The organism is Plantibacter sp. MMLR14_011 (genome assembly GCF_001865025.1).
In the GTDB taxonomy this organism is placed as follows: Bacteria; Actinomycetota; Actinomycetes; order Actinomycetales; family Microbacteriaceae; genus Plantibacter; species Plantibacter flavus_A.
On record NZ_MJGW01000002.1, the window covers coordinates 283,229 to 306,274 of the forward strand.

Here is a 23,046-nt window from a genome sequence, read left to right on the forward strand (position 1 = left end):
GTGCAGTGGTCATTCGGTGCCTGTCGCCACATCCGGCATGGAGTGCCGACCGCAGCTCCGCGAACCCGATTTTGGATTCGGCGGTTTCATCCGTATGCTTGTCGCTCGGTAGTCATGAAGCTTCAGGGCTTCGCGGCCCTATCGTTTAGCGGCCTAGGACACCGCCCTTTCACGGCGGCAGCACGGGTTCGAATCCCGTTGGGGTCACCACCGACTACTGGAAAAACAGCCGCACAGATTCAGGTATAGTGAGTCTGCGCGACTGCGAGAAGCACCGAGGAACACCAGCATCACCGCAGTTCGTATCACCAGCAATTCAACATGTATGGCCCTGTAGCGCAGTTGGTTAGCGTGCCGCCCTGTCACGGCGGAGGTCGCGGGTTCAAGTCCCGTCAGGGTCGCAAAAGGTCGGAAGCCCTCTCGCAAGGGAGGGCTTCTGCTTTTGAGACATCGTCGCCGTTCGTGCAGCTGATGTACTCGGCTCTGTAGCTCAGTTGGTAGAGCGCACGACTGAAAATCGTGAGGTCACGGGATCGACGCCCGTCGGAGCCACGGAACCCCCACCTAGCTTCTACATGGTGGGGGTTCTTTTTTTGCCCTGCCGCCGGACCGCATGCCCCGCCCGAGTTGCCACTCCCCTGCCAGGACGGCCAGACTCGCAGCGTGGAATCGAGACCGGCACACCGAGCGACCGACCAGGTACCGCGGGCGACGTCCCGAAGCGCGTTCTGGATAGCAGCCTCCGTGCTCGCAGTCATGCTCGGCACGTCGCTCGTCGCCTGCTCGGACACGAGGTACGGATTGCCGCGCGATGCAGCCGTCGGCACCTGGCGCAGCGGGGACACCCGGCTCGAGCTCGCCGACGACGGAACGTTCGAGGCCACTGCCTGGCCCTCGCAGGTTCAGTGCAGCCGTGACGACGACCCCCGTGCGGACGAGCCGATCGACTTCTCCGGGACCTGGATGGTGGACAACGAGGGAACCAATCGCGACCTGATCCTGGAGCCCGGTGGCGGTGCATGCGATACGTCCCGGATCACCTCCGACGTCCGGAGCGACGATGATCTCGCACGTCTCTGCGTCCACGCCCGCGGGTCCTTGTCCGGTCCGGCCGAGAACTTCTTCACCCTGTATCAGGGCGATCCTCCGGAGACCGAGGATCCGGATCGCTGCCTGAACTACTAGCGCACCCGGGATGGGCCAGCCTCCTCTGCTCCCTGAGCGCCCCCTCCCGGTCCCTGAGCAACGAGGAACCTCCGCACCTCGACGAGCTCAGTGACCGGAAAGCACGCTCGGCGAAGTTCGACCCCTGAGCCCGCCGAAGGGCACACGCGCGACCTCCCGAGTCCGGCACCCTTCCCCGGTCCCTGAGCCTGTCGAAAGACACACGACGAAGCTCACGAATCCGGCGCTGTTCCCCCGGTCCCTGAGCTTGTCGAAGGGCACACGAGGACACTTCCACAACCGAAACGACTCGGCATCTGGAATGTCAGTGGTCCATGCTGGACTTGTCCCATGACCGAGACCACCCTCACCGCGACCCGCGTCGGCGACGACTACGCCGCGCAACTCGCGGAGTTCTCGGACGAATACGCAGAGATCCAACGGCTGCGGGCAGCCCTCGACGCGCGTGAGGCCCGGCTGCTCGTCCGCTCCGCCGCCTACGCCGACGCCTTCGCCGACGCCACGGTCCCGGCGATCTTCCCGCCGGCGGAACGGCAGGCCCTCTCCCGTCGTTCGACGTGTGCGGCGCTCGCGATGGCGACCCGCACCCCTGAGCGGACCGTGCAGCGTGCGACGAACGACGCCGAGCGGCTCGTCAACGACGCACCGGCCGTGCTCGCCTCCCTCGAGGCCGGTCGCATCTCGGCACGGCACGCGCAGACGATCATCGACCAACTCAGCGATGTGCCGACCGCGGGGCGGGCGGTGTTCCTCGCGGAAGTCTTACCGGTCGCGGAGGATTCGACCAACGCGAACCTCCGCAGGCGCGCCCGCGTGCTCCGCGAGCGCCTCCACCCAGAGTCCATCACCGCCCGAGCCCGGCGGTCCGAGGCCGACCGCCGGGTGGAGTTCGAGCCCGCCGCCGACGGGATGGCGTGGGTGCACCTCTTCACGACGGCGCCGATCGCCCAGGGCGTCATCGAGCGGGTTGAGGCCGCGGCGGCTGAGTCGCGCGCCGCCGGCGACACCCGCACCTGCGGACAGCTGCAGGCGGACGCCCTCGCGGCGCTCGCGCTCACCGGCGTCACACCGGACGACGTCATGTCGAGCCCGGTGCTCCCGCACCCGATCGAAGTGCAGGAGCACATCACACCGACCGTGCAGATCACCGTCCCCGCGCTGAGCATGGCCGGCGTCCCCGACGCCCCGGCCACCCTCGACGGCTACGGTCCCATCGACCCCGAGACCGCAGCACGCATCGCGGTGAACGCTCCGAGCTTCACCCGGATCCTGGTCCAGCCGGAAACGGGATCCGTGCTGTCCGTCGGGCGGAACCAGTACCGGGTCCCGGCCGACCTGCAACGCGCGGTGCGCCTCCGGGACGGCACCTGTCGCGCACCGGGCTGCGGCAGGCGAGCCAGAGCGTGCGACCTCGACCATTCCGTCGCGTGGGAAGACGGCGGGACGACGGACGTCGGCAATCTCGCCTGCCTGTGTCGACATCACCACCGGATGAAGCACCTGCCGGGTTGGAACCTCGACCATGGTCCCGGCGGGGTGCTCGAGTGGACGACACCCGACGGGAAGCACCACCGGACCGAACCCGATCCCGCCCCGTTCTGACCAGCTCCGATCCCTGAGCTGCACCGCACTTCGACAGGCTCAGTGACCGGCAGAGGTGTGTCCGGAGCGGTGAGGCAAGCTCGTAGGCACTTCGACAAGCTCAGTGAGCGGGGAGGACTCGCTCAGTGAGCGGGAAAAGTCCACCGGAGACGACTCGGTCCCTGAGCCTGTCGAAGGGCAGTCCGGTCGAGCCAGATCGATGCACGTCAGGACGTCCGCCGGCTCACATCGTGCACCTCCGTCCGCAAGCCCCAGACATCCTGGGCCGATCGGGACAGACTGATGACATGAGTTCTGCAGACGACCGCACCACCGACGGCCCCGACGACGCCCACCGAGTCCCCGCGGGGGTCGACGACGCCACCGTGGAAGCGGTCGGCAAAGTGACCGAGGCGCTCGAAGTGGTCGAGCAGGCGCGCGGCATGCTCTACGGCTTCCACCGCCTGACGGGTAAAGCGGACCTCGCGCTCGGCGAAGCCGCGGACGCCCTCCGCGAAGCCGGACACGACGCCCTCGCCGACCGGATCGACACCGAGCTGGTCGGACGCAACGTCATCGACGGACGCTGGACGTTCCAGATCGTCGAAGACTACGACGGCAACTACTGGGAGCCGTTCCGCACGCTCGAGGCGAAGGTCCGCAACGAGCTGGCGGGCGGCCGACGCCACCTCGCGGAAGCCGCGATGAAGGAGGACCGCCGCACGCACGGCGCGCCCCACCACGAAGCCACACCGCCGACGGTCTGAGGCCGCACAGCATCAGGGCCGCGTGCCGTTAGGCTCGATCCGATGACCGATGCACCCGTTTCCCGGACCAAGTTCTCCCGCCAACGGGTGATCGTCGGAGCCGCCGAGTTCGCCGACACGCACGGAGCCGACGCACTCACACTCGCCGCCCTTGCCCGCGAGCTCGACACCTCGGCACCGGCCCTCCTCAAGCACGTCCGCAGCACCGAGGACCTCCGCGCCGCCGTCGCCCAGCTCGCCCTCGCCCAACTGGCCAGCGGGCTCGACATCGCGACGACCAGCCTGAGCGGGACCCCCGCCCTCACCGCGCTGGCCGACGGGTACAGGCGCTTCGCCCTCGCCTATCCCGGTCGGTACGCCCTCGCGTTCTCGATCGCGGACGTCCGCGCCGACACCGGCGAGCCGGCCGACCGCGAGCTCGTGATGCTCGTCGAGCGCGCCCTCGCGGGGCGCGGTCTCGACAGCGTGGCGATGACGGATGCCGGACGCATCGTCCGGGCGGCCCTCCACGGCTTCGTGTCACTCGAGCTCGTCGGCGGCTTCACCCGCGGCGCAGACCCCGCCACCAGCTACGCTGCCCTCGTGGAGCTGCTCGACCATTCGTCCGCACTCGGCTCACGCCACCCCCAGGAGACGCCATGACCATCACGACCACCACCCCCACCGTCCTCTTCGTCTGCGTGCACAACGCCGGTCGCTCCCAGATCGCAGCCGGCTTCCTCGGTGCCCTCGCCGGTGACCGGGTCGAGGTGCTGTCGGCCGGGAGCGAGCCGAAGGACCGGATCAACACCGTGGCGGTGGAGGCGATGGCCGAACACGGCATCGACATCACCGCGGCCGTGCCCCGCATCCTCACGACCGACGCCGTCCGGGCGTCCGACGCGGTCATCACGATGGGCTGCGGCGACGCCTGCCCGATCTTCCCCGGCAAGCGCTACGAGGACTGGGAACTCGAGGATCCGGCCAGGCAAGGCATCGAGGCCGTCCGCCGCATCCGCGACGACATCGAGGAGCGGATCGCCGCACTGTTCGTCGAACTCGTGCCCGCCGAGGCATCCGAGTTCCCGGCCACCATCGGCTCGGTCGCCCACGAAGCACTCAGCGCGCACGGCTTCACCCGGTTCGAGCAGCTCACGAGGGTCTCCCCCGCCGCCCTGCTCCGCATCCACGGCGTCGGCCCGAAGGCCGTCGACCTCCTGACCGCAGAACTCACGGCCCGCTCACTCGCCTTCGCCTCCTGAGGACGCCTGCGGCGCGCAACCCCATCGCCCAGCGCGACACCCGTCGTATCGTGGTCGTATGAGCAAGCACGCAGCGAACGACGACAACCTCCCCGAGGACCACGAGACCACCGAGGACTCCATCGAGCAGGAGGTCGACGGCGAGGACACGTTCCTCCCCGTCGCCGAGCCGACCACCGGTCCCGCTCCCGCGCCGTAACCCGAGGCGCCTCTGGACGCCGCGGCTCAGGGTCCGACGAGCGCTTGGAGGTCATCCCATGAACCGTCGAAGACGTTCACGTCGATGAACTCCTCCTTGCCGACGTACCCGGGCATCCGTTCCCGGCTGGTGTACTGCCAGAGGTCCCACGCCCGCCCGTCCGTCAGGACCGGCGGCGTGACGACGGAGCGGATCCACATCGGGTTGCGCTCGTACGCACCCGCGAGGAACGCGTCGTAATACCGCATGGTGGCGTAGATGATCGGCGGCCGACCGTAGTGCTCCTCGAGTGCGGCGAGGAGCGGATCGAGCACGGCGGCGACCCGCTCAGCACTCGGTGGCGTCCGACAGTAGTCGGCGTAGCACTCGAGATCGATGGTGATCGGGAGAGCCCCCGCGGTGACCGGCACGGTGTCGAAGATGTTCTGCGCCTGCGTCTCGGCCGGGCTGTCGAAACTCAGGAAGTGGTACGCCCCGATGAGCAAGCCGCTCTCGTCGGCCGCCCGCTGCGCGCCCGCCCAGTTCGCGGCGAACCGTTCGTCCTGATCACCTGATCCCTCGGTCGCCTTCATGATCGCGAAGTCGATGGGCTGAGCCGCGAGGACGTCCCAGTCGACCTCGCCCTGGTACGAGGAGACGTCGACACCGCGCACCGCGTACGAGGCGGCCACGATCGCGTTCGGCCGCACGAGCCCCATGGCGACGAGTGCAGCGCAGATCCCGCCGATGGCGAGCGTGCCGGCCGCCCCGACGACGATCGGCCACCAGCGCCTCCAGAATCGGTTCATCGACTCACTCTGTCACGTCTCGGACGTGTCCCGGAGCAGGACGCCTCAGCGCGGGTAGAGGACCGCGGCCCGCGGGTCGACCACGAAGTCGACGACGTCCCCCGTCGACCACCCCGCGGCCGCGAGCTGCTGCACGGCGACGTCGGCGGTGATGACCGCCGAGCGGACCCGGACGACGTCACCGCGGGGTTCGAGGTCGGTGATCATCGCGCGGAGGGCGCCTGACGCACTCGGGCTGCCAGACCCGTCAGCCTCTCGGACCTCGACGCGGGACGGTCGGAACGCGCAGGCGACGGCGACCCCGACCGGGATCGGGTCTGCCTCCGCGGAGGTGCCGACCTCGACCTCCGCCCCGTCCTGCAGACGGATCCCGCGTGCTGTGCGAACGCCCGACAACAGTTCGAGTCCCGCGAGGTCCGCGGTGAACGCCGTCCGCGGCCGCTCGAGCACCTCCGCCGTCGGCCCCTGCTCGACGATGCGCCCGGCGTCCAGGACGATCACCCGGTCCGCAAGCGTGTACGCGTCGAGCACCTCGTGCGTCACGAGCATGGTCGTCCGCCCACGCAACTGCTCACGGAGCATGCGGCGCAGGTGGGGCGCGACCGTCGCATCGAGCGCGGCCATCGGTTCGTCGAGGAGCAGGAGGGCCGGGTCCGGGGCCAGCGCGCGGGCGAGCGCCACCCGCTGCGCCTGGCCGCCGGACAACTCGGCAGGACGGCGCCCTTCGAGCTCGGACGCCTCGACGTCCGCGAGTCGTCGTCGGGCGATGTCCCGAGCCTCGCCGCGCGACGCACCGGCGACCAGCGGGCCGTAGGCCACGTTGTCGAGCACGGAGCGGTGCGGGAAGAGCAGCGCCTCCTGCGCCAGGAGCGAGATCCCCCGCCGGTGCGGCCGCGACCAGCGGTCCCGACCCGATCCACCGACCGCGAACAGCTCGCGACCGGCGAGGGTCGCGTGACCCGTGTCCGGACGCAGGAGCCCGGCGAGGACGGCGAGCAGCGTCGACTTGCCGGCGCCGTTCGGTCCGAGCACGGCGACGGTCTCCCCCGCGGCGAGGTCGACGGCGAGCTCCCAGTCGCGTTCACGCAGCGTCGCTCGGAACTCCAGGGCCGCCCCGGTCATCGCACCACTCCGGCGACGGTCCGTCCACGGCGGATCGACCCCTGTGCCCCCGCCACGCCGACGACGAGCACGGCCACGACGACGAGGACGAGCGACAGCGCGACCGCGGCGTCGGGATCGGTCTCGCGCTGCAGGTAGATCTCGAGCGGCAGCGTCCGCGTGACCCCCTGCAGGCTGCCCGCGAACGTGAGAGTAGCCCCGAACTCGCCGAGGGCCCGCGCGAACGACAGGATCGCGCCCGACACGACGGCGGGTGCGAGGAGCGGCAGCGTGACGGTGCGAAAGACGGTGGTGGGACGTGCGCCGAGCGTCGCGGCGACGGCCTCGTACCGCGAGCCGGTCGTGCGGATCGCCCCCTCCAGGCTCAGCACGAGGAACGGGAGGGCGACGAACGTCTGGGCGAGGACGACGGCGGTCGTGGAGAACGCGATGTCGATCCCGGCGTCAGCGAGCGCCGGTCCGAGCAGGCCGAGCCGACCGAAGGTGTACAGCAGCGCGATCCCGCCGACGACGGGCGGGAGCACGAGCGGGAGGAGGACGAGCGACCGCAGCAGCCGCTGCCCCGGGAACCGGGTGCGCGCGAGGACGAGGGCGAGCGGCACGCCGAACACGATGCAGAGTGCCGTCGCGAGCGACGACGTCCGCAGGCTCAGCCCGAGCGCCGCGACCGACGACTCCGAGGTGATGAGTGTTCCGAAGTCCGCCCAGTCCACGCGCAGGACGATCGCCACGAGCGGCAGCAGGACGAACGCCGCGCCGACCGTGGCGACGACGACGATCCAGCGGGGCACCCCCGAGCCGAGATCCCTCACGGGGTCACGGTGCGCCGAAGCCGGCGTCGGCGAGCACCCGCTGTCCTTCGGCGCTCACGACGTAGGCCGCGAACGCCGCGGCGACGGCGGGGTTCGCGCTTCCTGCCAGCGGCGCGATCGGGTAGGTGTTGACGGCTTCCGACGACTCGGGGAAGGCGATGCCCTGCACGGTGTCGCCGGCCGCGATGACGTCGGTCACGTAGACGAGCCCCGCATCGGCCTCGCCCGAGGTCACCTTGCCGAGGACGTCGGTGACCGATGACTCCTCACTGACCGGGCTCAGCGCGACACCCGTGGCGTCCTCGACGGAGACCGTGGCCGCTCCACAGGGGACCTGCGGCGCGCACACGACCGTCTTGACGTCCGGACGGGCGAGGTCGGCGAACGTCTTCACACCGGCAGGGTTCGACGGGGGCACGGCGATCTGCAGGACGTTGGTCGCGAAGTCGACCGGGTCGCCCTCGACGAGATCGGCATCGGTCAGCTTCGCCATGTTCTTCTCGTCCGCCGAGGCGAACACGTCGCCGGGAGCACCGTTCGTGAGCTGCGTGACGAGGTCGGAGGAGCCGGCGAAGGTCAGCTCGACGGTCGTACCGGGGTGCGCCTCCTCGAAGTCCTCCGCGAGCTCGGTGAAGGTCGTCTTGAGCGAGGCGGCCGCGTACACCGTGATGGAGCCGCTGAGCTCGTCCGTCATGGCCGAGGCGGTGGGTGTCGGCGTCGCCGCGGGTGCGGCGCACGCGGACGCGGCGAGCAGGACCCCGGTGCCGAGGGCCAATGCGCTGAGCAATCGGAGGGATCGGCGCGGTGCGGTGCGGTTCATGAGCTCGCCTTCGGGGTCTCGATGAGGACCGTCGTGGCCTTCACGACGGCGATGGCCGTGGATCCGAGTTCGAGGCCGAGTTCACGCACGGCCTCACTGCTCATGAGGGACACCACCCGATGCGGGCCGCACTGCAGTTCGACCTGCGCCATGACCGTGTCCATCGTGATGTCGGTGACGATGCCGACGAAGCGGTTGCGTGCCGAGCGTCCGATCTCCGAGGGGTCGACGGGGAGGACGGCGTTCTCCCTGGCCAGCCGAGCGAGCGACAGGCCGTCGACGACCGCTCGGCCCGCCTCGTCCTTCGCGCTGACGAGTGCGCCCTGGTCGATCCAGCGACGGACGGTGTCGTCACTGACCCCGAGGAACAGGGCGGCGTCTCGGATACGGATCTGCGGCATAGAGACAGGTTAGTGCACGCATTCGCGTTGATACGACGTAACCGTAACCGCATCCGCGTTCCGGACCTTCGGCAGTCGACCGGCGCTTCGGCCCTCCGCGACGCCCACCGCTCCGAAGCATCCGTATGAGATCACGACTGCTCGCCGCCGTCACCCTGCTCGCCCTCGCCACCGGCCTCACCGCCTGCGCTTCCCCCGGCTCGGGGACCGGCAGCGCCACGGGCGACGGACCGCTCGTCGCGTTCTACGGCGACTCGTACACCCTCGGCACCGGAGCGAGCGACCCGGCCAACCGCTGGTCCACCGTCGTCAGCGAGGAACGCGGCTGGCGGGAGTTCAACCCCAGCGTCAACGGCCTCGGGTTCGTGAACCACCGCGACCGCTTCGGCGACGGCAGCGGCGACCTACCCTCCCTCATCATCGCCGAGCAGCCCGACATCGTCTTCGTCACGATGGGCCTCAACGACGCGTTCAGTTTCGACGATGCCGCCGACCGGATCCACGAACAGATCACGACCGACCTGGATCGCCTCCGCGACGCCCTCCCGGAGGCCCGCTTCATCGTCGTCGAACCGTTCTGGTACACCGACGAGCGACCGCAGTCGATCGAGACGATCATCGGCTGGGTGGCCGACGCCGCGCAGGAGATCGACGCCGACACCATCCCCGGGGCGTCGCACTGGATCGAGGGACACCCGGAGTGGATGGCCGCAGACGGCCTCCACCCGAACGACGAGGGGTACGCGGAGATGGCTCGCCGCATGGACGCCGAGCTCGAGCGCCTCGGACTCTGACGCCTCGATCCGGGACGCGGCTCAGCCGAGCCGGATGCCCCGGTCCGCCATGAACGGGACGGCGTCGACGCGCGAACCGCCGATCCTGACCTCGAAGTGCACGTGGCATCCGGTCGAGGCACCCGTCGTCCCGACGAGCGAGATGTTCTGACCGGCGGACACCCACTGCCCCTCCCCGACGAGGATGCTGCTGTTGTGCGCGTATCCGGTCATGACGCCGCCGCCGTGGTCGACGAGGACCCAGTTGCCGTAGGTGCCGAGCCAGCCGGCGTAGACCACGGTGCCGGCGTTCGCGGCGTAGACCGCTCGCCCGCAACCCGCTCCGATGTCGGTGCCCGAGTGGAACGGGTTGACGCCGGGCACGGGGCGACCGGGTCGCGGTCCGTAGTTGTCGGTGATCCGGCCGGAGATCGGCAGGGCCCACCCCTGGCTCCCGACAGCGCCCGAGGCACCGCCACCACCTCCTCCGCCGCCGCCTCCGCCACCGCCGGCGTTCGCAGCGGCTTCGGCAGCCGCCCGTGCAGCCTCAGCCGCAGCCGCCGCGGCTGCAGCAGCGGCGGCCGCGGCCGCCTTGACTTCCTCGCCCTTGCGGTAGTCGGCCTCGGTGGCTGCGCGGTTCTCCTTGAGGACCACGAGCTGGGCCTCGAGCGTCGCGAGGTACTCCTGCTGCTCGGACACGGCGGTCTCGGCGTCGGCACGGGCTGCGACCGCGTCGCCGAGCGCGGTCTCGGCTGCCGCGGCGAGCTCGCCGAGGGCGGCCTCGGCGATGGTCGCCTGCTCGGTGAGGAGCGACGCCGTGTTCGCATCGGTCCTCGCCCGGTCGTAGGTGCCGTCCGTGGACTCGCTGAGCTTCGTGATCGTGCTCAAGCGTCCGAGGAGCGACTCCGGCTCCTGGCCGTCGAGGAACGCGGCGGTACTGAGGTCGACGTTCCCCGACCGCAACCACGCGGCGACGAGCGCGCCGGCCTGGCGTTTGGAGGCCTGCGCCGCGGTCGTCGCTGCAACGGCCTGCTCACGGAGCGAGAGGGCACGGTAGCTCGCCTCGTCGACGGCCAGCTGAGCGGCCTCGTACTCGTCGGCACGGAGGACGGCCTCGGCTTCGGCGAGCGCCGCAGCGGTCTTCAGCTGCTGGACGAGCCCCTCGATCTGACCGATGGTCGACTGCTTCGAGGACTCGCTCGAGCGGGCCGCCTCGACGTCCTCCCAGCTGGGGTACTCCGCAGCGGCGGCCGGCTGCGCGAGACCCATCGAGAGGACGATGACTCCGGCGAGGGCCGCGGCGATGGAGGCGCGACGGCGCGCGGGACGGAGGCGTGGCATGGTGCCATCGTGGCAGTGCTCAGCCCCGTTCGGGGGGAGGCTCGCCCGCCTGGGAACGAACCGGCTCCGCCCGGTGGGCGAGCACGAGGTCGAGCAGCCGGTCGGCGATGCCGCGTTTCGAGCCGGCCGCCGCGCCGACCACCTCGCCGGCGCCGTCGATCACGACGACCTCGTTGTCCGGCGTGCCGAAGCCGTCGGTCCACCCCACGCGGTTGAGCACGAGGAGGTCGGCGCCCTTGCGCGCGACCTTGGTCCGGCCGAGGGCCAGGAGCTCCTCGCGGTCGGCGGCGGTTTCCGCGGCGAACCCGACGACCAGGCGTCCCGGTATCCGAGCGGCGGCGAGTCCGGCGAGCACGTCGGGGTTGCGGACGAGTCGCAGGGTGAGCTCGTAGCCGGTGTCGTCCTTCTTGATCTTCCGTTCGGCGATCTCGGCGGCGCGGTAGTCGGCCACGGCGGCCGCCATGACCACGAGCGTCGCGTCGGCCGCCGCGTCCTCCACGGCGACCGCGAGTTCCGCTGCGGTGCCGACCGGAACGACCCGCAGACCGTCGACCGCAGCCGCTTCGGCCGCGACGTCGGCGTCCAGGTGCGCCGCGACGAGCACCACGTCCGCCCCGCGCTCGGCGGCGGCCTGCGCGATGGCGAGTCCCTGCCGACCGCTCGACCGGTTGCCGAGGAACCGCACCGGGTCGAGCGGCTCACGGGTGCCACCGGCCGAGACGACGACACGCTCGGCGCGCAGGTCGTCCGGGTGCGCGTCCGCTCCACCGGTGCGTCCGGCGAGCAGCGCCAAGCCGGCGGCCACGATGTCGTCGGGCTCGCTCATGCGTCCCGGCCCCGTGTCGCCGCCGGTCAGCGCGCCGTGCGCCGGACCGATGACCGCCACCCCGCGCGATCGCAGGAGGGCGACGTTCGCGGTCGTCGCCGGGTGCTGCCACATCTCGGTGTGCATCGCCGGCGCCAGCAGGACCGGCGCCCGGCTGGCCAGGATGGTGGTGCCGAGGAGGTCGTCGGAAAGTCCCGCCGCGAGTTTCGCGAGGGTGTTGGCCGTCGTCGGTGCGACGACGATGAGCTCCGCGCGCTGCCCGAGGGCGACGTGCCGGACTTCGGCGACGCCGTCGTACAGCGAGGTCGTGACGGGGTTCCGGCTGATCGCTTCGAGCGTCGGCAGGCCGACGAACCGGAGGGCGCTCTCGGTCGGCACGACGTGGACGTCGAAGCCCGCGAGGACGAACCCGCGGACGACACCGACCGCCTTGTACGCGGCGATCCCGCCCGTGATCCCGACGACGACCGTGCGCCCCGCCGCCTCCCGCGATGCATCCTGCACACCCATGCCGCCTCCTCGCTTCCGGCGCTTCCGCGCCGGGTCCTCGTCTAGTCTGTCCTAGTCCGGCCGGCCCGAGGAGGAACCAGCGTGTGCACCGTCATCATCGACTTCGAGCCGGGGCGCGCGTGGCCGATCGCCGTCCTCGGGCTGCGAGACGAGCAGCCGGGGCGTGCCTGGGATCCACCCGGCGCGTGGTGGCCCGGACTCGGTGACGGCGTCCGCGGCATCCACGACCGCGAAGCGGGCGGCGCGTGGCTGGCGACGAACGACGGCGCCTCAGGCGGCCCCCGGGCGGCGGTGGTCCTCAACCGACGCGAGGACCTCGACATTCCCGCCGCCGGGTGGACCTCGCGGGGCGTCCTCCCCCTGCAAGCCGTCACGACCGGCGTCGACGCGGACGACGCCCGCAGTGCCCGGTCCTGGAACCTCGTGGAGCTGCGTCCTGACCGCGTCACCGTGACGAGCTGGGACGGCGCCTCGCTCCGGTCGATCGACGTCGCACCCGGTCTCCACCTCGTGACGCACGAAGGCCCGGACCACCTCGACGTCCCCCGGGTCCACCGGTGGCGGCCGGCCTTCCTCGAGGCCCCGTCGCCCATCGGGCCGCTGGACGGTGCGACGGCCGCGTCCTGGGAGCCGTGGTTGCGCACGTTGCGCTCCACGACGAGCGTCCCCGCCGACGCCGACGAGGCGATCGTCCGCATCGACGACCACGACGGTCTGCGCCTCGCCTCGCTCTCGGTGACCGCGCTCTCGCTCGGCCCCGACGGCGCGGTGCTCCGGAACGCCCGACTCGCCGAGCCCGGCCATCTGCCGGAGGAGCTCGTCTGGGAGTGAACCGGACGGTGACGGTCAGCACCCTCCGGGAGCCACGGGACCCGGATCGGACTGGGGCCCGTGTGGAGGGCGCCCTGGCGCGCTCGATACTGTTGCAGCATGGCCCTGAACCCCGTGCGACTGCGACTGCTCGAGGCGTTCGACCGCCTCGGTACGATCCGCGCCGTCGGCCGTGAGCTCGACCTCAGCCCCTCGACCGTCTCGCAGCAGCTCTCCGTCCTCGAGGCCGAGACCGGCGCCGCGCTCCTGGAACGACGTGGCCGGACGCTCACCCTGACGCCGACCGGTGCGCTGCTCGTCGAGCGCGCTCGGGCCCTCCTCGCGCAGATGGACGCCATCGAGGTCGAGCTGGCCGAGGTCGAGTCCGAGCCGTCCGGTCGATTCCGCATCGCCGGGTTCGCGAGCGTCATCGCCCCCATCCTCATCCCCGCAGCCCGTTCCCTCGCGCGGCAGTACCCGCGCCTCGAGGTCGAACTCATCGAGGTCGAACCGCACGAGAGCACCACGGCGGTCCAGCGGGGAACCTGCGACGTCGTGATCACCGTCGATCAGGAGGACGGGTTCCTCCTCGACCCCTCGGTGCACAGCGTGCCGCTCACCACCGACCCCCTCCTGCTCATCGCGCCGCTCGACCACCGACTGGCCGCACAGGAGCAGGTCACGTTCAGCGAGCTGCAGAGGGAGTCGTGGGCCCTCGACGCCCCGGGCACCTACCTCGGCGAACTCGTCCCACTGATCTGTCGTCGCGCGGGGTTCGAGCCGAAGGTGGCGGGACGGTTCACGAGCTACGAGGTCGTCATCGACCACGTGGCGGCCGGGCTGTCGATCGCCGTCCTTCCGGACATCGCGATCGGCTCGCGGACGGACGTCGTGCGGAAACCCATCGCCGGGATGAGCGAACGGAAGATCGTCGCGACGGCGAGGAAGGGCTCACTGCAGCGTTCGGCCGTCGCGGCAGCGCTCGCGGCGGTACAGCGTGCCACGGACGAGGCCGTCGCCCGCTGAGCCACGGCGGAACCGGCCGAGCCTCCTCCGGGGAGGATCAGCCGTGGTAGCCGGACTTGGCCATGGCGACGAGCGCTCCGACCAGGCCGATGCCGCCGAAGACGGTGATGAAGGCGATCACGCCGATGAGGATGTCGTTGACGGTCATGCACCCATCGTACTGAACCCGACGGACCCCACGACTAGGGTTGGTCCGTCCCCCGACACCACCCGGAGCAGCACCATGATCACCTCATCGAGCGAATCCCAGGCTGCCGCCTTCCGCGACGGCCGGATCCCTGCGACGGAGCACCTCGACGCCGACACGGTCGTCATCGCCGTCCCGACCGGCGACCCCGGCAATCCGTTCACCCTCTGCTCGGTGCTCTTCGGCACCGACGGTCGTGCGATCGTCGTCGACCCCGGAACCAACACCCCCGAGGGCCGCGAACACCTGCTGCAGGAGCTCCGCGGCATCGGGGTGACGACGCTCACGGGCGTCGTCGTGACCCACCTGCACCCCGATCATCTGGGCCTCGCCGGCACCCTCCGCGACGAGCTCGCCGCTCCGGTCCTCATGCACCGCCTCGAGGACGAGGCGGCCGGCTCGACCCCGCCGGGCCCGGCCGATCTCGCCGCAGCATTGGACGAGTGGGGCGTCCCGGCGGATGACACGACCGTGCGCCCCTGGGCCACCGGTGCGACGGCACCCGCCGGGCACCTCGGCGACACCCGTGCGGACCGGACGCTCGAGGACGGCGAGCTGCTGACGCTCCCCGGTCGCTCGATCAGGGTCCTGCACACACCCGGCCACACGACGGGCCACCTCACCCTCCGCGATGAGGACCGCGGCTACCTCTTCACGGGCGACCACGTGCTGCCGACGATCTTCTCCGGCCTCGGCCTCGGGGCGCGCACCTCGGAGAACCCGGTGACGGCCTACCTGTCGTCGCTCGACCGCGTCCGCGGCTACGACGGCGATCAGGTGGTCCCCGGACACGGCTTCCGGTTCACGGGACTCGCGGACCGCTGCGACGAGCTGGCCGCGCACCATCTGCGGCGAGCCGACGAGGTGCGCGCCGTCCTGGCGGACGACCCCGACGCGAGCGTGTGGACCATCGCCTCCCGCATCGGCTGGTCGGCCGGATGGGACGCACTGACCGGTCTCCTGCGCGTCTCGGCCCTCACGCAGACCGACTGGCACCGGGCGCGCCTCCAGCAGCTCGCCGGCTGACCGTCCGCGCTACCGCCTGAGACCGGCCCACCCGGCTCGACGACGCGCCAGCGCCCGTTCGAAGGCGTAGAGCCCACCGCCGGCCGCCACTCCGGCGGCGAGCACCGCGAACACGACGACCCCGATCGTCGAGGCGAGTCCGATGGGTGCGGCGATGAGGCCGCCGACGATCAGGACGAGGAAGGCCGCACCACCACCGGCGATCCAGGCCCGGTGGACCGGGCCCCGCTCACCCCAGTGGTCGAGGATGCCGAGCGCCAGCAGCGCGCCGACCGCCCCGACGGCGGCGAGCATCCCTCCGACGAGTCCGCCGACGAGGACGGCGATCCCACCGAGATCGGCCGGATGCATCGAGACGGTCCCGACCGCCCCGAAGAGCTCCGCACCGGCCGCGAGGGCCGCACCGGCGACCGCACCGACGCTGACGGCGAGGCCGAACAGCGGGACGACACGGAGGAGGGACCAACCCGGGTCCGCTGCTTCATCGAACACGTCCATGGCTTCGACCGCCTCCTGCGCGCCTCGTCGTCGACAGCGCTTGGCGCTCAGCGTGGCATGCGGGTGCAGGGTGCTCCAGGGCGTTGCGCGCGACGGAGGAGCGGGTGTAGGGCGGCGGCGTCTTCTACCAGCCGCGCGTGCCCGGGGCGCCCTTGAACGGCCCGACGATCCCCGGCGTGATCCATCCGCCGTAGAAGTCGCCTTCCTGCGCCTGCACCGGCACCCCGTCGACCTCGCAGGCGTCCATGCGTCCCGGATAGACGGCGATCATGCCGAACAGCGGCGCGTATCCCGGGCGTGGATCGGGGTAGGTCCACGCCGCGGCACCGGCGACCTCGTCGCCCACCCGCACGTCGAGGTAGTGGGCCTCGCCCTTGAACTCGCACATGGTCGTCCCGTCGACCGGCACCAGGACCCCGGGCGAGAAGTCTGAGGCCGGCACGTAGTACACCGGCGGGTGGCTCGTCTCCAGGACCCGGACCGCGGCCGTCGACTCCGCGATGACCGTGCCGCCGAACCGGATCACGACGCGCTCATCGCGCGGCTCGACCCGCGGCGGACGCGGGTACTCCCAGACGGACTCCTCACCGGGTCCGGGCTGGACGGGCAGGGGGCGGCGGAATCGCGAGGAGTCGGGCATCTGCCCATGCTGCCCGGTCCACCTGAGCGACGACCGCGAATCAGTCGGGCCGGCCCGCTGGCCGGAGCGCCAGCCAGAGCAACCAGGTGCCGGCAGCGGCGTAGCCGACCAACAGCAGCACGACAGCCGTCGACCCGAGGTCGTAGACGACGGGGATCACCGGGGAGCCACCGACGCCGGCATCCGTCGACTTCCAGTTCGCACTCAGGAGGGCCAGGACGAGCAGTACCGCGGCGCTCGCGAGGACTGGTCCGCCGGTGGCCCAGACCTTCTGCCTGGTGGTCCAGGCGCGCGACCGCCACAGCATGACCATGCCGGCCACCCAACCGACGAACGGCACGACGAGCCCGCCGAGCATCACGAACAGGGCCGCCGTGACCGCGAACCCGCGGCGTTCGAGGACCTGCTCCGCGAACGGCCGGTCGTCCTCGGGTGGGCGGGCACCCTCCTCGTCATCACGTCCGATCATGCGCTCCTCCTCGTCGACGTCGCGCGGACGTGCATCCGTTCACCCTGCTTGCCGAACAGGCTGAGGAACTCCACCCCTGCGGCCTCGGCCCGGCCGAACCAGTGCGGGACGCGGGTGTCGAACTCGGCGACCTCACCCGCGGTGAGCACGATGTCCTGGTCGCCGAGGAGGAGCCGCAACCGGCCGTTGAGGACGTAGAGCCACTCGTAGCCCTCGTGGACCTTCTGCGTCTCAGGCGTCTGCGGGCCGTCGCCGCCGTGGATGATGCTCTTGAACGCGTGGAGACCGCCGGATCGACGCGTCAGCGGCACGATCGTCTGGCCGTGCCGCTGGACGGGCTTCAGATGGACGCGGGGATCACCCGTCTGCGGAGCACCGACGAGGTCGTCCAGAGGCACCTGGTGCGCCTTGGCGAGTGGCAGGAGCAGCTCGAGGTTCGGTCGGCGCTGGCCGGACTCGAGCCGGGAGAGGGTGGAGACCGAGATGCCCGTCTCCGCCGACAGTGCGGCGAGGGTGGTGCCGCGATGCTGCCGGATGGCTCGCAGCCTCGGCCCGACGGCATCCAGGACGCCGTCGATGGACCGTTGCTCGTCGTGTGCATGCGCCATGGGTCGATTCTCGCGCGCACGTTGCCGTTTCAGCAAGGGTCCTTGCCATTTCGGCACCGCTCGGCGCACCCTGGACACCTCCCAGCACGCCGAACGAACGGAACGATCCATGAGCACTCCCGTCACCGCAGCAACCACCACCGACCTCGTCGACGCCGTCATCGTCGGCGGGGGCGCAGCCGGGCTCAGTGCAGCCATCATGCTCGGACGATCACGACGGTCCGTGATCGTCGTCGACGGCGGCGAACCCCGGAACGCACCCGCCGACGGCGTCCACGGTTTCCTGACCCGAGAGGGCACCCCGCCTCGCGAGGTCCTCCGCCTCGGCCGCGCGGAGGTGGCGTCGTACGGCGTCCGCGTCGTCGACGGTCAGGTCGTCGATGCCGGGCGCGACGATGACGGGTTCACCCTGACGACGGCGGACGGCGCGATCGTCCGAGGCCGCCGCCTCCTCATCGCCACCGGCACCGCCGACGAGCTCCCGCCCATCCCCGGCCTCTGGGAGCGGTTCGGCCGCGACGCCCTCCACTGCCCCTACTGCCACGGCTGGGAGGTCCAGGACCGCGTGATCGGTGTCCTCGGCACGAACGCGGAGGCCGCAGCCCACCAGGCGCAGCTGTTCCGGCAGCTGAGCGACCGGGTCGTCGTGCTCCGCAACACCGCGGGCGCCTTCACGGCGGAGCAGGAGGCGGCGTTCGCGGCGCGCGGCATCGAGGTGGTCGACGGCGTCGTGGAGCGGCTCGAGATCGCCGACGACCGGCTCGTCGGCGTGCGCCTGGACGACGGCCGCACCGTCCCCGTCGAGGCGCTGGCCGTCGCCCCGGTCAACCGGGTGCGCGCCGAGGCGTTCACCGGTCTCGGGCTCCACACGCGACCGCACCCCCGCGGAGCCGAGTTCGGCGACGCGATCGGCGTCGACGAGCTGGGTGCCACCTCGGTGCCGGGCGTCTGGGCGGCCGGCGACGTCACGAACCTGCGTACGCAGGTCCTCCAGGCGGCGGCGGCCGGATCGATGGCCGGCGCGATCATGAACGCCGACCTCGTCCAGGAGGACGTGCGGCGCGCCCTCGCGAAGCGGTAGAACCACCACTGTCGCGCGAGACTCGGACGTGGGACGATGACGGCACGGGGGCCCGACGGCTCCCGTGCCGTGTCCGTTCCGACGAGGAGAGACATGCCGGGTGCACCCACCACGATCGACGACTACCTCGCCGCGCAACCCGCCGACGCCGCGGACGCCATCGAGGAGATCCGACTCCGCGTCCACCGCATCGTGCCTGAAGTCACCGAAGCCATCCGGTACGGCATGCCGACGTTCATGCTCGACGACCGCTACCTGCTGTACCTCGGCGCCTGGAAACACCACATCGCCCTCTACTCGATCCCCCCGTTCGACGGCCCCCTCCAGAACGCCGTCGCCGACTACCGGGCGGCGAAGGACACGCTGCAGTTCCCGTTCAGCCGGCCGATCCCCTTCGACCTCATCGACCTCATCGTCACGGAGCTGTTGGAGCGACGCCGGGCGGCCGACGCGCGCCACGAGCATTAGGGCGGCGCTGGGAAGTCACGGCAGTACGGCGCCGGCACCCTGGGCCAGCCAGAGCCCGACGGTGGCGAGGGCCACCGTCAGCGGAGCGACCACGAATCCGAGCGCGATGAACCGACCCCAACCGAACTCGACGTCCGCCGCGGTGAGCCGCGCATGCCAGAGCAGGGTCGCGAGGGCGGCCCACGGGGTGATGAGCGCGCCCGCGTTCACGCCGACGAGCAGGGCGGCGAACCGCACGGGATCGCCGGCCACCGGCTCCAGTGCGAGGTACGCCGGGAGGTTGTCGACGAGGTTGGCGCTCGCCATGCCGACCCCCGCCAGCTGCAGGAGCGCCGGGAGGGAGTCGCCGGTCCCCGCGATGGACGCGAGCGCCCGCGCGAGCCCGAGGGCGTGAGCCGCCTCGACCACGAGGAACAGTCCTGAGGCGAGCAGGACGAGCTGCCACGGGACGAGCGCCGGACGCAACGCCGCCGGACGCCGGATGAGGAACACGACGACGAGGAACACCGCCGCGCCGACCGCCGACATCCACACCGGGATACCCGACACCAGCAGTGGCAGGAGCACCAGCACCACGAGCCCGGACGTCCACAGCAGCACCCGGTCGTCGTCCTGCGCCTCCACGTCCACCGTGTAGGCACCGGCGAGCTGACGGCGGTACACGATCGCGAGGACCACGCACGGGACCACGACCGCGATGATCGCGGGGACGACCATGAGCGCTGCGAAACCACCGGGACCGAGCGGGCCGCCGCCCGACGCCGTGGCGGCCTCGTCGATCGCGTGCTCAGCGAGGAGGTTGGTGAGGTTCGACACCGGCAACAGCAACGACGCCGTGCACGCCAACCAGACGGTGGTCAGGGCGAACGGCACCGGCGACAGCCCCGCGTGCCGCGCGAGCGTGATGACGACCGGCGTCAGGAGGACGGCCGTGGTGTCGAGCGAGAGGAAGACGGTGCTGAGCGTGGCCAGCGCGACGACGAGCAACCAGAGCAACCAGGTGCTCCCCCGACCCCAGCGCACGAGCCGGGAGGCGACGAGCGTGAACAGGCCGGCGTCGGCAGCGAGTTCGGCGACGACGGTGATCGCGACGACGAACAGGAGGATCGGCCACACGCGGTCGGCGATGCCGAGGGCCTCCGGGGCGGGGAGGACGCCGGTGAGGACCGCGATCGTCCCGATGACGAGCAGCACGACGCCGAGCACGGCACTGCGCACGAGGCCTCCTTCACGACCGGTCCGTCGGAGCACTGTCGCCCGCTCGGCAGTCGATCATACGTCGGCTCGCCGACCGCGTGCCCCTGCGCTCGTCGACGGGTGTCAGGCCCGCACCCAGCGCCCGATCAGTTCGAGCAGGGCGGGTTCGGCGGCGGCCGCCGCATCGATGGTCGAGAAGGTGACGACACCGCGGTCCGGCGCAGCCCACACCACGAGACCGGAGGGGTCGTCGAACCGGAAGGCGTCGGCGTCGTCGCGCTGATGCACGCCCCGGTGCAGGATGATCCGGATACGGTTCGCCGGGTGCAGCGCGAAGGTGACGCGGTCCTCACCGTCGTAGACGAAGCTCGGCGCCTTCCACTTCAGGTGCTCCGAGAACCCCGTGTCCGAGGCCATGATCGCCTTGCGCAGACGGACGACCGCCGGTTTCAGCTGGTGCGTGAGGGACGCGAGGTAGGCGTCGACCTCGGCGGAGCTCATGGGATCAACCCGTCGGGCGACCGACGTAGGGTGCGACGTCGCCGGAGCCCCAGATGCCGCCGACACGGGTACCGGCCCGCTCGTTGGCCGCCTCGACGATCTGGCCGTTCCCCAGGTAGATGGCGACGTGGTAGTAGTCGTAGCCGCTCGACCAGAAGATGAGGTCGCCACGCTGCTTCTGGCTGTAGGGCACGAGGCGTCCCTGCGACTGCATCGTGTAGTACTGGTTCGTCGCCGAATGCGTCCCGATGCCGCTGCCGTAGGCCGCGCGGGTGAGCCCCGAGCAGTCCCAGACGTTCGGGCCGGAACCGCCGAGCTGGTAGCCCTTGCCGACCTGGGCGAGCGCGAAGGCGATCGCCGACTCGACGCCGGCGGAGTTCGGAGGTGCGACCGAGCCGCCGCCACCGCCACCGCCGCTGGACGCACCGCCGCCGCCGCCGCTCGATCCGCCGCCGCCGGATGAACCGCCGCCCGAGGCGGGAGGGGTGTTGGCCGCGGCGGCAGCCGCAGCGGCTGCCGCCGCCTCCGCCGCCTGACGAGCGGACTCGCCGGCCGCGTACCCGCGCTCGGTCTCGGCGGTGGTGTTCTTCAGGGAGGCGAGCTGCGCGTAGAGCTGGTCGGCCTGCTGCTCCTGGGCCGCCACGGCTGCGGATGCCGCCGCCGAGGCGCTCTCCGCCTCGTCGTACTTCGTCTGCGCTTCGCCCTCGAGGCGTTCGCGTTCGGTCTTCGCGACCTCCGCCTGGTCGGTCAGCCCGCTCGCCGCGTTGCGGTCGGTCACCGCCTCGGCGTAGCTCGCGGCGTTCCGCTCGCCCAGCTTGTCCATGACGGACAGTCGGGACAACAGGTCGTCGGACTTCCCCGCGCCGAGGACGAGGTCGAGCGAGACGTCGCCGCCGCCGCCGCGCGACAGCTGTGCGATGAGCGCACCGGCGCGCTGCTTCGAGACCTTGGCAGCGGCCGCAGCGGCTTCGGCCTGCTCGCGCAGGGCCGACTCGCGGGCGGTCGCCTCGGTCACGGCGTCCTGCGCCTGACGATAGGCCTCGGCGGCGATCTGTGCCGTGCGGAACGCGGCGTCGGACTGCTCCTGTAGCGAGGTGATGAGTGCGGTGATGTTCGTGATCTCGGCGGCCTTCGCTGACTCACTCGACTTGGCCGCTTCGACGTCGGCCCAGCTCGGGTAGTCGTCCGCATGGGCCGGTAGTGCACCGACGGTGAGTGACGCGGTGACGACGCCGACGGAGAGGGCCATCGCCAGCCAGGGACGGCGGCGGCCGTGCTGCGCACCGGGCGTTCGTGCGGGGGTCATCATTCTCCAGTCCGACGACACGATCACGGCGACCTCGGCGGGTCGCGGCCGTCATCCTGTCACAACAGTCACAATAGAAACTTTGATCACACTAGCCACTCTCGTCCCGGAGCACCAGCTCGAATCCCCCCGGACGGGGTACGGCTGTGCCTGGGTGTGCCTCTGAGCGGACACCCGAAGGGCAGCCCCGACTGGACACGCGCATCATGCAGGTTCCCCGTGGGCACTTCGACAAGCTCAGTGACCGGGGTGGGCGCGTCGGGCCACAGGTCAGGCGGGTTCGACGTCCTCGGGCGACCAACGGGCGGACTCGCCCGAACGGATGATCGCGAGCAGCTGGGACCGCAACGCCGCCTCGTCGGGGAGTTCCGGGAAGACGTCGGCCTCCAGCCGGTGTGCGGCGAGCCAGGCCTCATCACCCGCAGTCGTCCGGCTCACCACGTGACGGCGACGGTCGTCGACCGCGGCGATGCGCTCGATGTGGCCCGCCCGCTCCAGTCGGTCGAGCGTGCGCGACATGGTCTGGTTCTGCACGCGGGCCCGACGGGCGAGCTCCTTCTGACTGGCGGGCCCGCTGTCGAGCAGGTGCAGCACGATGAGCCCGGCGTGGGTCACCCCGATGCCGTCGAGGGCCTGCTGCCAGGTGTGCTCGATCAGTCGCGACGCCGTGGAGAGGAGGCGCCCGGTCGGCCAATCGGCCATGGGATCGCGGGCGGCGTCGGCGATCGCGCCATCGGTCGCGCGCGCTCCATCCATGGCACCAATGTAGTCGCTGAGCGTGCGGCCGAGCCGCCACCCATCACCGGCGTGACGTGGGCGGACCGTGCTGTCCCCCACCCGGCAGCGGCGAGAGCGACCGACGA

The 23,046-nt window shown here is 71.3% G+C and carries 26 protein-coding genes, 3 tRNA genes and 1 pseudogene; 15 read left to right on the top strand and 15 right to left on the bottom strand.

Translation table 11 applies throughout. The features are described 5' to 3' along the window. Window positions 1-134 precede the first annotated feature (134 nt). The 9 genes and pseudogenes from BIU99_RS04140 to BIU99_RS19890 all read left to right on the top strand — a co-directional run bounded on the left by BIU99_RS04140 (window position 135) and on the right by BIU99_RS19890 (window position 4,973). Window positions 135-210: transfer RNA gene (locus BIU99_RS04140), tRNA-Glu, on the top strand. A 117-nt stretch (window positions 211-327) separates the two neighbouring features. Then, window positions 328-401: transfer RNA gene (locus BIU99_RS04145), tRNA-Asp, on the top strand. Between the two features lie 78 nt (window positions 402-479). Further along, a tRNA-Phe gene (locus tag BIU99_RS04150) sits at window positions 480-552 on the top strand. A 204-nt stretch (window positions 553-756) separates the two neighbouring features. Continuing rightward, window positions 757-1,185 carry a hypothetical protein gene (locus BIU99_RS04155; protein WP_064294387.1) on the top strand — a complete coding sequence of 143 codons (429 nt, stop codon included), beginning with the start codon at window positions 757-759 and terminating at the stop codon, window positions 1,183-1,185. A gap of 330 nt (window positions 1,186-1,515) precedes the next feature. After that, window positions 1,516-2,787 (top strand): HNH endonuclease signature motif containing protein, encoded by a 1,272-nt coding sequence (locus BIU99_RS04160; RefSeq protein ID WP_071259682.1) that lies wholly within the window; start codon window positions 1,516-1,518, stop codon window positions 2,785-2,787. A gap of 287 nt (window positions 2,788-3,074) precedes the next feature. Beyond that, window positions 3,075-3,533 (top strand): hypothetical protein, encoded by a 459-nt coding sequence (locus BIU99_RS04165; protein ID WP_071259685.1) that lies wholly within the window; start codon window positions 3,075-3,077, stop codon window positions 3,531-3,533. A gap of 42 nt (window positions 3,534-3,575) precedes the next feature. After that, window positions 3,576-4,175, top strand: a complete 600-nt coding sequence (locus tag BIU99_RS04170) for a TetR-like C-terminal domain-containing protein (RefSeq protein WP_064294390.1) — start codon at window positions 3,576-3,578, stop codon at window positions 4,173-4,175. Next, window positions 4,172-4,579, top strand: a pseudogene (locus tag BIU99_RS04175) (arsenate reductase ArsC); the annotation flags it as partial. The gene BIU99_RS04170 and the pseudogene BIU99_RS04175, both read left to right, overlap by 4 nt. Before the next feature lie 253 nt (window positions 4,580-4,832). Further along, window positions 4,833-4,973 carry a hypothetical protein gene (locus BIU99_RS19890; RefSeq protein WP_153303386.1) on the top strand — a complete coding sequence of 47 codons (141 nt, stop codon included), beginning with the start codon at window positions 4,833-4,835 and terminating at the stop codon, window positions 4,971-4,973. A 26-nt stretch (window positions 4,974-4,999) separates the two neighbouring features. On the opposite strand, the gene BIU99_RS04180 is transcribed toward BIU99_RS19890, so the two are convergent. From BIU99_RS04180 to BIU99_RS04200, 5 genes are read right to left on the bottom strand one after another with little or no spacing between them, the layout of a single operon-like run. Continuing rightward, window positions 5,000-5,761 (bottom strand): GH25 family lysozyme, encoded by a 762-nt coding sequence (locus tag BIU99_RS04180; RefSeq protein ID WP_083397184.1) that lies wholly within the window; start codon window positions 5,759-5,761, stop codon window positions 5,000-5,002. A gap of 45 nt (window positions 5,762-5,806) precedes the next feature. Then, window positions 5,807-6,883 carry a sulfate/molybdate ABC transporter ATP-binding protein gene (locus BIU99_RS04185; protein ID WP_071259688.1) on the bottom strand — a complete coding sequence of 359 codons (1,077 nt, stop codon included), beginning with the start codon at window positions 6,881-6,883 and terminating at the stop codon, window positions 5,807-5,809. Continuing rightward, window positions 6,880-7,695 carry an ABC transporter permease gene (locus BIU99_RS04190; protein WP_064296071.1) on the bottom strand — a complete coding sequence of 272 codons (816 nt, stop codon included), beginning with the start codon at window positions 7,693-7,695 and terminating at the stop codon, window positions 6,880-6,882. The genes BIU99_RS04185 and BIU99_RS04190 overlap by 4 nt, the downstream gene beginning before the upstream one ends. 4 nt (window positions 7,696-7,699) lie before the next feature. After that, on the bottom strand, window positions 7,700-8,515 hold the full coding sequence (modA, locus tag BIU99_RS04195) for a molybdate ABC transporter substrate-binding protein (protein ID WP_071259692.1): 816 nt from the start codon (window positions 8,513-8,515) through the stop codon (window positions 7,700-7,702). Beyond that, window positions 8,512-8,916, bottom strand: a complete 405-nt coding sequence (locus tag BIU99_RS04200; protein WP_064296069.1) for a molybdopterin-binding protein — start codon at window positions 8,914-8,916, stop codon at window positions 8,512-8,514. The genes modA and BIU99_RS04200 overlap by 4 nt, the downstream gene beginning before the upstream one ends. Window positions 8,917-9,041: 125 nt before the next feature. Here BIU99_RS04200 and BIU99_RS04205 point away from each other — a divergent pair, with 125 nt between their 5' ends. Beyond that, window positions 9,042-9,710, top strand: coding sequence for an SGNH/GDSL hydrolase family protein (locus tag BIU99_RS04205; RefSeq protein WP_071259695.1), 669 nt, complete (start codon window positions 9,042-9,044; stop codon window positions 9,708-9,710). Window positions 9,711-9,731: 21 nt separating this feature from the next. On the opposite strand, the gene BIU99_RS04210 is transcribed toward BIU99_RS04205, so the two are convergent. After that, window positions 9,732-11,030, bottom strand: coding sequence for a M23 family metallopeptidase (locus tag BIU99_RS04210; protein ID WP_071259698.1), 1,299 nt, complete (start codon window positions 11,028-11,030; stop codon window positions 9,732-9,734). Window positions 11,031-11,049: 19 nt separating this feature from the next. After that, the gene (gene coaBC, locus BIU99_RS04215) at window positions 11,050-12,366 is read right to left on the bottom strand and encodes a bifunctional phosphopantothenoylcysteine decarboxylase/phosphopantothenate--cysteine ligase CoaBC (protein ID WP_071259701.1); all 1,317 of its coding nucleotides are present in this window, start codon (window positions 12,364-12,366) and stop codon (window positions 11,050-11,052) included. A gap of 81 nt (window positions 12,367-12,447) precedes the next feature. Between coaBC and BIU99_RS19665 the strand changes: the two genes are divergently transcribed. The 3 genes from BIU99_RS19665 (at window position 12,448) to BIU99_RS04230 (ending at window position 15,415) form a co-directional block, all read left to right on the top strand. Next, window positions 12,448-13,197, top strand: a complete 750-nt coding sequence (locus tag BIU99_RS19665) for an NRDE family protein (protein ID WP_071259704.1) — start codon at window positions 12,448-12,450, stop codon at window positions 13,195-13,197. 99 nt (window positions 13,198-13,296) lie between these two features. Beyond that, window positions 13,297-14,202 carry a LysR family transcriptional regulator gene (locus BIU99_RS04225; RefSeq protein WP_071259707.1) on the top strand — a complete coding sequence of 302 codons (906 nt, stop codon included), beginning with the start codon at window positions 13,297-13,299 and terminating at the stop codon, window positions 14,200-14,202. Window positions 14,203-14,425: 223 nt separating this feature from the next. Continuing rightward, entirely contained in the window at window positions 14,426-15,415 is a 990-nt protein-coding gene (locus tag BIU99_RS04230; RefSeq protein ID WP_071259710.1) for an MBL fold metallo-hydrolase, read from the top strand. A 9-nt stretch (window positions 15,416-15,424) separates the two neighbouring features. On the opposite strand, the gene BIU99_RS04235 is transcribed toward BIU99_RS04230, so the two are convergent. The 4 genes from BIU99_RS04235 to BIU99_RS04250 all read right to left on the bottom strand — a co-directional run bounded on the left by BIU99_RS04235 (window position 15,425) and on the right by BIU99_RS04250 (window position 17,630). Further along, a complete protein-coding gene (locus tag BIU99_RS04235; RefSeq protein WP_071259713.1) occupies window positions 15,425-15,913 on the bottom strand; it encodes a hypothetical protein in 489 nt (162 codons plus the stop codon). Between the two features lie 124 nt (window positions 15,914-16,037). Next, a complete protein-coding gene (locus BIU99_RS04240) occupies window positions 16,038-16,553 on the bottom strand; it encodes a DUF427 domain-containing protein (protein WP_071259716.1) in 516 nt (171 codons plus the stop codon). Between the two features lie 40 nt (window positions 16,554-16,593). Then, window positions 16,594-17,022: a hypothetical protein gene (locus BIU99_RS04245; RefSeq protein ID WP_071259718.1), complete on the bottom strand. Its 429-nt coding sequence runs from the start codon at window positions 17,020-17,022 to the stop codon at window positions 16,594-16,596. Next, entirely contained in the window at window positions 17,019-17,630 is a 612-nt protein-coding gene (locus tag BIU99_RS04250; protein ID WP_064296059.1) for a helix-turn-helix transcriptional regulator, read from the bottom strand. The genes BIU99_RS04245 and BIU99_RS04250 overlap by 4 nt, the downstream gene beginning before the upstream one ends. A gap of 109 nt (window positions 17,631-17,739) precedes the next feature. Between BIU99_RS04250 and BIU99_RS04255 the strand changes: the two genes are divergently transcribed. Further along, on the top strand, window positions 17,740-18,711 hold the full coding sequence (locus BIU99_RS04255; RefSeq protein ID WP_071259721.1) for an NAD(P)/FAD-dependent oxidoreductase: 972 nt from the start codon (window positions 17,740-17,742) through the stop codon (window positions 18,709-18,711). A 93-nt stretch (window positions 18,712-18,804) separates the two neighbouring features. Then, window positions 18,805-19,179 (top strand): iron chaperone, encoded by a 375-nt coding sequence (locus BIU99_RS04260; protein WP_064296057.1) that lies wholly within the window; start codon window positions 18,805-18,807, stop codon window positions 19,177-19,179. Window positions 19,180-19,194: 15 nt separating this feature from the next. Here BIU99_RS04260 and BIU99_RS04265 read toward each other — a convergent pair whose 3' ends face one another. The 4 genes from BIU99_RS04265 to BIU99_RS04280 form a co-directional block, all read right to left on the bottom strand. Further along, window positions 19,195-20,397: an SLC13 family permease gene (locus tag BIU99_RS04265; RefSeq protein ID WP_071259724.1), complete on the bottom strand. Its 1,203-nt coding sequence runs from the start codon at window positions 20,395-20,397 to the stop codon at window positions 19,195-19,197. Between the two features lie 102 nt (window positions 20,398-20,499). Continuing rightward, a complete protein-coding gene (locus BIU99_RS04270) occupies window positions 20,500-20,877 on the bottom strand; it encodes a DUF1801 domain-containing protein (protein WP_071259726.1) in 378 nt (125 codons plus the stop codon). Window positions 20,878-20,881: 4 nt separating this feature from the next. After that, window positions 20,882-22,183 (bottom strand): C40 family peptidase, encoded by a 1,302-nt coding sequence (locus BIU99_RS04275; protein ID WP_083397187.1) that lies wholly within the window; start codon window positions 22,181-22,183, stop codon window positions 20,882-20,884. 270 nt (window positions 22,184-22,453) lie between these two features. After that, entirely contained in the window at window positions 22,454-22,939 is a 486-nt protein-coding gene (locus BIU99_RS04280; protein WP_254773562.1) for a MarR family winged helix-turn-helix transcriptional regulator, read from the bottom strand. Window positions 22,940-23,046: the final 107 nt, after the last annotated feature.